Source organism: Thioalkalivibrio sp., assembly GCF_041690275.1.
GTDB lineage: Bacteria > Pseudomonadota > Gammaproteobacteria > Ectothiorhodospirales > Ectothiorhodospiraceae > Thioalkalivibrio.
This window is the reverse complement of record NZ_JAWLHP010000020.1, coordinates 38,691-46,372: the sequence shown is the minus strand read 5'-3', so window position 1 is coordinate 46,372 and position 7,682 is coordinate 38,691. Positions and strand designations below refer to the sequence as shown.

The 7,682-nt window shown below is 63.8% G+C and carries 9 protein-coding genes; all 9 read right to left on the bottom strand.

The window, feature by feature from the left end; all coding sequences use genetic code 11:
- Nucleotides 1–112 precede the first annotated feature (112 nt).
- Nucleotides 113–550, bottom strand: a complete 438-nt coding sequence (locus ACESMN_RS05640; RefSeq protein ID WP_373052620.1) for a glycine cleavage system protein H — start codon at nucleotides 548–550, stop codon at nucleotides 113–115.
- A 39-nt stretch (nucleotides 551–589) separates the two neighbouring features.
- Nucleotides 590–991, bottom strand: a complete 402-nt coding sequence (locus tag ACESMN_RS05635; RefSeq protein ID WP_373052619.1) for a DsrE family protein — start codon at nucleotides 989–991, stop codon at nucleotides 590–592.
- A 16-nt stretch (nucleotides 992–1,007) separates the two neighbouring features.
- The gene (locus ACESMN_RS05630; RefSeq protein WP_373052618.1) at nucleotides 1,008–1,454 is read right to left on the bottom strand and encodes a glycine cleavage system protein H; all 447 of its coding nucleotides are present in this window, start codon (nucleotides 1,452–1,454) and stop codon (nucleotides 1,008–1,010) included.
- A gap of 207 nt (nucleotides 1,455–1,661) precedes the next feature.
- Nucleotides 1,662–2,573, bottom strand: a complete 912-nt coding sequence (locus ACESMN_RS05625; protein WP_373052617.1) for a CoB--CoM heterodisulfide reductase iron-sulfur subunit B family protein — start codon at nucleotides 2,571–2,573, stop codon at nucleotides 1,662–1,664.
- On the bottom strand, nucleotides 2,566–3,282 hold the full coding sequence (locus ACESMN_RS05620) for a 4Fe-4S dicluster domain-containing protein (RefSeq protein ID WP_373052616.1): 717 nt from the start codon (nucleotides 3,280–3,282) through the stop codon (nucleotides 2,566–2,568). The genes ACESMN_RS05625 and ACESMN_RS05620 overlap by 8 nt, the downstream gene beginning before the upstream one ends.
- Nucleotides 3,283–3,529: 247 nt before the next feature.
- Nucleotides 3,530–4,369, bottom strand: a complete 840-nt coding sequence (locus tag ACESMN_RS05615; protein ID WP_373052615.1) for a hypothetical protein — start codon at nucleotides 4,367–4,369, stop codon at nucleotides 3,530–3,532.
- A complete protein-coding gene (locus ACESMN_RS05610) occupies nucleotides 4,344–5,372 on the bottom strand; it encodes an FAD-dependent oxidoreductase (protein ID WP_373052623.1) in 1,029 nt (342 codons plus the stop codon). The genes ACESMN_RS05615 and ACESMN_RS05610 overlap by 26 nt, the downstream gene beginning before the upstream one ends.
- Before the next feature lie 20 nt (nucleotides 5,373–5,392).
- Complete coding sequence (locus ACESMN_RS05605) at nucleotides 5,393–6,799, bottom strand: heterodisulfide reductase-related iron-sulfur binding cluster (protein ID WP_373052614.1); 1,407 nt, start codon at nucleotides 6,797–6,799, stop codon at nucleotides 5,393–5,395.
- A gap of 41 nt (nucleotides 6,800–6,840) precedes the next feature.
- Nucleotides 6,841–7,515: a 4Fe-4S dicluster domain-containing protein gene (locus tag ACESMN_RS05600; protein ID WP_373052622.1), complete on the bottom strand. Its 675-nt coding sequence runs from the start codon at nucleotides 7,513–7,515 to the stop codon at nucleotides 6,841–6,843.
- Nucleotides 7,516–7,682: the final 167 nt, after the last annotated feature.

Here is a 7,682-nt window from a genome sequence, read left to right as displayed (position 1 = left end):
CTCGCCTCATCCCCGTCGGGGCAATCGTTGCGTCGCCCCTCCTGCGCCCATAAAAAAACCGCCGGCCCGTCTTCACGCGCCGGCGGCCTGTTTCGTGACCTGACGGTGGGCGTCAGCAGCCGCCGAAGCCATCGGCCTCCATCTTCGCCTCGAAGGCGGACAACGCATCGGCGCCCGTCTTCAGGTCTCCGGACTCGCCGTCCCAGTCCTCGGGCTGGATCTTCACCAGCCAGCCCTCGCCGTAGGGATCCTCGTTGATCAGGCCCGGCTTGGCGGCAACGGCGTCGTTGGTGGAGACCACTTCACCCGTCACCGGGGTCTTCGCGGGACCCACCCACTTGCCGGACTCGACGGTCGCGCAGGACTTGTCCTTCTTGACGGTCTTCCCCGCCTTCTTCGGCGTGTACGAGACGATCGTGCCCGCGAGCGAGCAGGCGTAGGAGGTCAAGCCAACGGTGGCTGTGCCATCGCTCTCCTTCCGCACCCACACGTTGTTCTCGATGTTGTAGAGCAGGTCTTCAGGAAACTCACAACCCCGAACTGCACCCATGATGCCCTCCCGTTGTCTGAAAAACTGGAAGAACCGGCCTCAGAAGTTCAGCGTCTTGTCGCAACGCAACACCAGATCGGCGAGCTCGCTGGCCCGGTTCACCTCATCGACCTCGGGGATGAGGTCGGCTGATGCGTCGATTTTATACCCCGGCAAAGCAGGGTGGCAAACGTGGAGGCGCACGCCGGCCCGCTTGGCATCCCGAATGAAATCGATAATCAGCTTGCCGCCTTCCATGGCCCTCAGTTCTTCCGCGACGCCCTTCTGCATCAGGCGGACACCCTCCATCGTAAAGAAAATGTGCACGTCCACGTCCATCGCGGCCAGTACCGATCCCAGATAGAAGGGCGTGGCGCAGCGGTGGGGATCGGAGGGGCCCGACGTCATCACGATCACGACGGTCTGTTCTTCGTTGTCCAGGTAGTGGTGCTCGGCGGTCATCTCGAACTCCTCTCCGTCAGCGGGTGCGTCGCTGGCAATGAATGTCCTCGTCGCGCGCGCGCTGGCAATAGCCCTTCTCCGCCTCGTCACCGGTCACGAAGCCGCTGAGCGCCGACTCGGCGCCGTTCACGGCCTCGACGCGGGCCACCCAGGCGTTATAGGGGTCGGAGTTCAGCAGCAGGGGATTTTCCAGCACCTCGGAATTCCCCTCGACGATGGTGCAGTCGATGAAGTTCGGGATCGGCCCGGCCCACTTCCCGCTCTCGATGGTGGCCACCGGCTTGCCGGGCGGCCGGCGGGTGCCGGGCCGGCGTACGCGGACGTGGATGATCTTGCCCGCGATGGTCTGCGACAGGTCGGTCATTCCGACGGTCAGGGTATCGTCGTCCTCGCGCCGCACCCAGATCTGGAATTCGTCGTCGTAGAACAGCTCCGGATGAAACTCGCAGCCGTTGCACTCCATGTGTTGCCTCCTGCAATCGCCGTTGGCCACCTGGTGGCGGGTGGTGGGCACGCTGCGCCTTGCCCACCCTGCCGGCTGCTCCATGCGCCATGGCTTGACCGAAGAGAATGGTGGGCACGCTGCGCCTTGCTCACCCTACGTCGCGGCGCGGGAATTGGCCAGCGCGCAGCGTGCCCGCCGAGGCTGACAACCGGCGGGCACCGCCGATCAGATCACGCCCTTCTCCTTGAGCAGCCCGATCGAGTCGCTGACGTTCTCGTGGATGCCCAGCTTGCGCGGGGAGAGGCCCATCGAGAGCCCGAGGAGCTGCGTGAAGTACAGCACCTTCACACCCGTCTTGATACCGAACTCCGTCTCCGCGCGGACCTGGTGCATCTCCAGGCCGGAGTGGCAGGTCGGGCACTCGGTCGCGATCACCTCGGCCCCGGAATCCTCGGCGGCCTGCAGCAGGTTAAGCACCAGCTGCGTCGAGGTATCGGAATCCGACAGGGTATGCGCGCCGCCGCAGCAGGAGGTCTTGAGCGGATAGTCGACGTTCACGGCCCCGGCGGCTGCGAGCAGGTCGTCCATGAAATGCGGCTTGTAGCTGGACTCGGAGCCGGGTCCCTGGTCCTTCTCCGGGAAGATCTGGCGCGGCCGCGTGTACATGCAGCCGTAGTAGTTGGCGATCTTGATGCCGTTCAGGCTCTTGGTCATCTTCTGCTTGATGCCCTCGGGACCCAGTTCCTCCATCAGCCACTCGAGCAGATGCAGGGTGCGCACGTCACCGTTGTAGACCGGATCGTCCGCCTTGCGCGCAAGGTCCTGCACCGTGTCCATCGCATCCTGCGAGGTCGCGGTCTCGAACTCGGCCTTCTTCAGGTTGTGGTAGCAGCCGTTGCATGGCGCCATTACGGTGTCCATGCCCATCTGCTCGGAGGCGATCGCCATGTTCCGGGCCGACAGGTAGGTCTGCAGCATCGGATGGACGTTCTTCACCTCCATCGCGCCGCAGCAGTTGTAGTCGCGAAGGTTCTCCATTTCCAGACCCAGCGCCTTCACCAGCTGGCGGGTGGAACGGTCGTAGGGGCCGCCGGAACCCTCCAGCGCACATCCCGGGTAGTAAGCAACCTTAGCCATGAGCGGCCTCCTTCTGTTCGCGGACGTAGGCCTGGAGGACCTCGCCGGTCTTGCCCCAGCTCTTGGTCTTCGGCGTGAACACCAGGTTCAGGCCCATGCGCATGCCATGGGCGATGGGCAGGCCCTTCATCATCCTCTTGCTGAACTCCACCAGCCAGCCCTGGACCAGCGGCTGCCCGGTCTTCTTGAAGAAGTTCTTGAGCACCTTGGAGTCCTCGATCCGCCCGTGGGCGTAGATCTGGTCGGCAAACTCCTCGTCGAAGATGCGCGAGGGCGACTTCTCGGTGATGCCTTCCTCCTCCATCCAGTGCGACAGGGCCTTCATCACGCCCTCGGGCTTGACGTCCTTGGGGCAGATGTTCGTGCACTTGTTGCACGAGACGCACTGCCAGATGATGTCCTTGTCCTTGATCAGCTCGTCGGTGAGACCCAGCCGGGTGAGGTAGATCCAGTAGCGCGGATTGAACTGAACGTTCTGCGCGTACATCGTGCACGAGTTCGTGCAGGAACCGCACTGCCAGCAGCGATGGACGTTCTCGCCGCCTACGTACGACTGGATCTTCGCCTCGAAGTCGTCGTCGTAGTCCTTGATGGTGCGCGGCGTGATCATGGTGTTCCAGTGGCCGGAGACGTCGACGCCGTCGACCACCAGCGAGTCGTGTTCGAGCAGGCGCTCGTCCTCGATCAGTGACTTTTCATGTATCGCCATTTCGTTCTCTCTCCCGGCGTCCGGTTTCCGCCGGACGTTGCTGTTGATTCGCTGCTGGAAGACACCAGGCGGGCCGCCATCGCGACGGGTCAGGACCCATCGGGAGCCGCGAGGCCTGCGTTGCCTCTGGCGCGGCATGGACCACCCGCTTTCCGGGCCGTCGGGACCGGCCTGCGGCGGTTTGATGTGCCACGCCCATCAGTGCCGCGCTGCCGTCGAAACGACCGGGCCTCGCTTGATCCTCTCCCTAGTGCAGCGTCTCCTCCGTTGCGGCCTTGAGGCGCCCGCCGGGCGCGTCGATGCCGAGTATCTTCACCACCAGTTCCAGCGGATCCTGCTGCGCTCCGAACTGCGCATCGATCATGCCCATGCCCATCGAAAGGGACCGGGCATAATCGGAATAGGCCTGCGCCCACACCAGGTCGACGACGAAGTGCATGTCGCGGTAGAAGCCTTCCTCGCCCAGCGCATCGTAGAACCACCGGCGGGCACCCTCGATCGAGGCAACGGTGTCGCCGATCGGAACCTGCCGCATGGTGTCGTTGCCCTGGATGAACTCGCGCAGGGCCCCGGTCGTCGTGCCCGCGTCCCAGACCCAGCGGGCCGCCAACGGCACGGACTCCGGATCCCGGAAGTGCAGCATCTCCGCCGCGAAGTCCCAGAACGCGCGGCGCAGCTTCTTGTCCTCGCCGGCGATTCCGGCGAAGGCATGAAGGCGGTCATCGACCGAGAGTTCCGACTCGGCCAGCTCCCGCATACCCTGGAGCAGTGCTCCCTCGCGCTCCGCCAGCGCCGGGCCCAGCTTGCGACGGACCGTAAACACCAGGCCGCCAAGCGTACGCAGGTCCGTGCCGTCGATCTCCGGTCCCTTGGCGAGGACCCGAGTGAAGACCTCCTGCTTGCTGCGCAGGGCCTCGATGAACGTCTCGAGGCCTTCCACGCCGCCGGCCTCGGCGATCGCGGCGCGCAGGCTCCCCAGCTTCGTCGCCAGGATCTCCTTGTTGAAGGTGACCTGGAGCGGCTCGGGGACCAGCCCCGAGCCGGAAGCCTCGGCCCCTGCCTCAGCTGGCCTTTTGAACCAGCGCATGCAGGTCACCGACGGCCCGGCCAGCCGCGGCAGCGCCCTGGGCAATGGAATCGTCGATGGTCTCGGGACCATAGGCGGCGCCGCAGGAGTAGATGCCCCGGCGCGTGGTTCCGCAGGTGTTGGTGTAGTGCTCGGCACGCTCGATGAACCCGTGCTTCTCGAGGCCGACGCCGAAGACCTGCGAGATCTCCGGGTTGTCCGCGTTCGGGTCCATGCCGATCGCGTGCACCACGATGTCGAACGGAATCACGATCGGGCGCTTCACGAGGGTGTCCTCGCCCTTTACCAGCAGGCGGCCGTCACCCGAGGCGGTCACCTCGGCGATACGGGCCTTCACGAACTTCGTCTTGAACTCTTCCTGGGACTTCCAGTAGAACTTGTCCTCGTAGAGCCCGTAGGTCCGGATGTCCATGTAGTAGATGAACACGTCGGTCTCGGGGGAGAGTTCCTTGATCTCCATCGCCAGGTTCGCAGAGACCGTGCAGCAGATCTTCGAGCACCACTCGCGGCCGATCTGGCGGTCGCGCGATCCCACGCACAGCAGGATGCAGACCCGCTCGGGCACACGGCCGTCGGACGGGCAGGCGATCTTGCCGGCGGCGACCATCTGCTCCATCTGCGTGGTGGTCAGCACGTCCTCGAAGGTCCCGAAGCCCCACTCCGGCTTGTTGATGGAATCGAAGTGGGTGAACCCGGTGGCGAGCACCACCGCGCCGGCCGCGACCGACTCGCCGTTGCTCAGCGTCGCGGTGAAGTTGCCGGCGTCGCCGTCGAGCTTGGTGACCTTCGCGCCCTTGTGGATGGTGACGCTGGCATCGTCCTCGACGCGCTTGACCATGCGGCCGATCGCGTCCTTCGCCCACTCGCCGGACGGCACCAGCTTGGCGTAGCCCGACAGGATCGGCGCACCGCCGAGCGTGTCTTCCTTCTCCACCATCACGGCCTTGTAACCGGCGGCGGTCACGTTTGCCGCGGCGGTGAGGCCGGATGGCCCCGCACCCACGACCAATACCGTATCCTGCGTCATGCCTTGCCTCCGTACGCGAGTTCGGGGTTGTACAGGTATTCGATGTTCCCGGCTTCAACCTCCTTGAGGTAGGCCTGGAAGTTCTTCTTCGCCTCGGACCAGGAGATACCCATCTTTTCGACGAGGTCCTCGCAGGGGGAGGCGTGCCACTGCAGCTGCACGATCTTGAACGGGTCGGCTCCGCAGGCCAGCGCGGCAAACTGAACCTCGGCCATGATCGGCACCTGGAAGTCCTGTTCGTGGGCCTTGCCGATCCACTGGTTCTTGTCCATCGTGGTCACACAGCCGGTATCGTTGGCGAGCAGCACGTCGGCGTTGGCTTCCTCGCGCACCACCTTGATCTTCCGGTCCATCGTGAACGAGCGGGTGAACTCGCGCTCGGAGATGATATGGCGGAAGCCGAAGCCGCAGCAGTCGTACCAGGTCGAGTAGTCGATGACCTGGGCGCCCAGCGCCTTGGCGGTGGAGGTGATGATCGCAGTGCGGTTGCCGCCGAGCACGTCGGGATCGTAGATCGCGTCCTCGTGGACCATCTTGTAGTAGTGGCAGGCCACGTGCGCGGTGGTGCGGATGTTGGACACGTCGATGGTCTGGAGCTCGGAGGCGATGCGATCGCGCATCACGTGCACCCACTCGGAGTAGTGGATGATCTCCTCCGGAATCACCAGCTTGCCATCAACCAGCCGGCCCAGCTTGCCAAGGATCTTGGTGACCTTCTCGCGCAGTTCGGCCGATTCCACCAGGTACTTGCGGATCTCCTTGTAGTTGCCGAAGGAGGTGCCGCAGTGCACCAGCGGGAAGAAGTGACCGAGCTCGTGGCCATGCTGCTTGCCGGCGACATAGGCCTGGTGGAAGTTGCGCAGGAACACCGCGGCCAGCGACTCCACGTTGCCGATGCCCGAACCATGGTAGTTCCAGGCGGTGCAGGAGGTCTGGTCGGTCTCGTCCAGGTAGTCCTTGCCCGGCACGAAGCCGAACTTGTTCATGAACCACAGCAGCGAGGTCGGGTAGCCGGGGATGTTGCCGCACTGACCGCAGGACTTGTGGTGCCACAGCTGCTTGGTCGGGATCTGCTTGTCCCAGCCGAAGAGGGTCTTCACACCGACCGGCTCGTGCTGGTCGCCGATGCGGTGGATGATGATCTGCCCGTCCTTCTCGAGCTCGTACATGTGCTCACGGACATCGTCCATCCGGTCGCCGAGGTCGATGGTGCGGCGGTCGACGTGCTTGCGCACCCAGTCGGTGGCCTTGACGGCGTCTTCGCGCGACAGGTCTGTCGCCTGGAAGAAGGATCCGTGACCGGCGATGCCCTGCCCGTCGGTGTTGTGGAAGCCGGGCTTCATCGTGCCCGCACCTGCACCCTGTGCGCTCTGATTGTGATTACCTGGGGTATGTTCGCTCATCGGTATGCTCCTGGTGGATTCGGATGCTGATGACGGCGGCTTCAGTCGTCGTCTTCTTCTTCCTGTTCTTCGAGCCAGTCTTCGTAGTCCTCACGCTTCTCGTCGATGAAGTCCTCGATGACGTCGAAGAGGTTTTCGTCCATGAGCTCGAGGGATTTCAGTACACCGGTCATTTCCCAGATGGTGTACATCTCGACCGAGGTCTTCAGCGAGACCTCCCAGGCGGTCTCCACGGTCTGCAGCGTCTTGACCGGGATCGCCTTGCGCAGCACGCGCAGATCACCTTCGACCTTCTGGATGTTCGGGCCCCAGTCGGGGAAGTGATCGGGCTGGATCATGTCCGGCGACAGCTGGTTACCGGTCGTGATCAGCTTCAGCATCACGCGGCCGAAGGGACGCAGCACGTCCTTGGCCGACTGCATCTCGTGCTTGATGGCCACCTCGCGCATGATCGCGACCAGGCCGCCGGGCGAATTCTTGAAGGGGCACCGCGCGGCACAGGTCATGCACTGCGCACAGGCCCAGATCTTCTCCTGCATCGCGTCGTAGATCTGCTCGACGTTCTCCGTCCACAGTAGCTGGACGATCTCGCGTGGCGAGTAATCGTAGAACTGCGCCGACGGACAGGTCGCCGTGCAGATTCCGCAGTTCAGGCAGCCGTTGAGTTCGTGGTCGTACCGGAAGTCACCACGTATGTCATCGAAGATTTGCTGCATCTCAGCATATGTCGCCATGTTCCACCTCTTCGCTGGTTGCGATGCAGGGTTTCCTGCTACTGGCAGCCTAGACCGAGTCTAAGACCCCGCTCCAGTTACCTTAAGGCAACCGCCGGATTTGTTGTTCGGATTAGTCAGGAATTCGAGGGAAAAAGGGGCCGGCCATG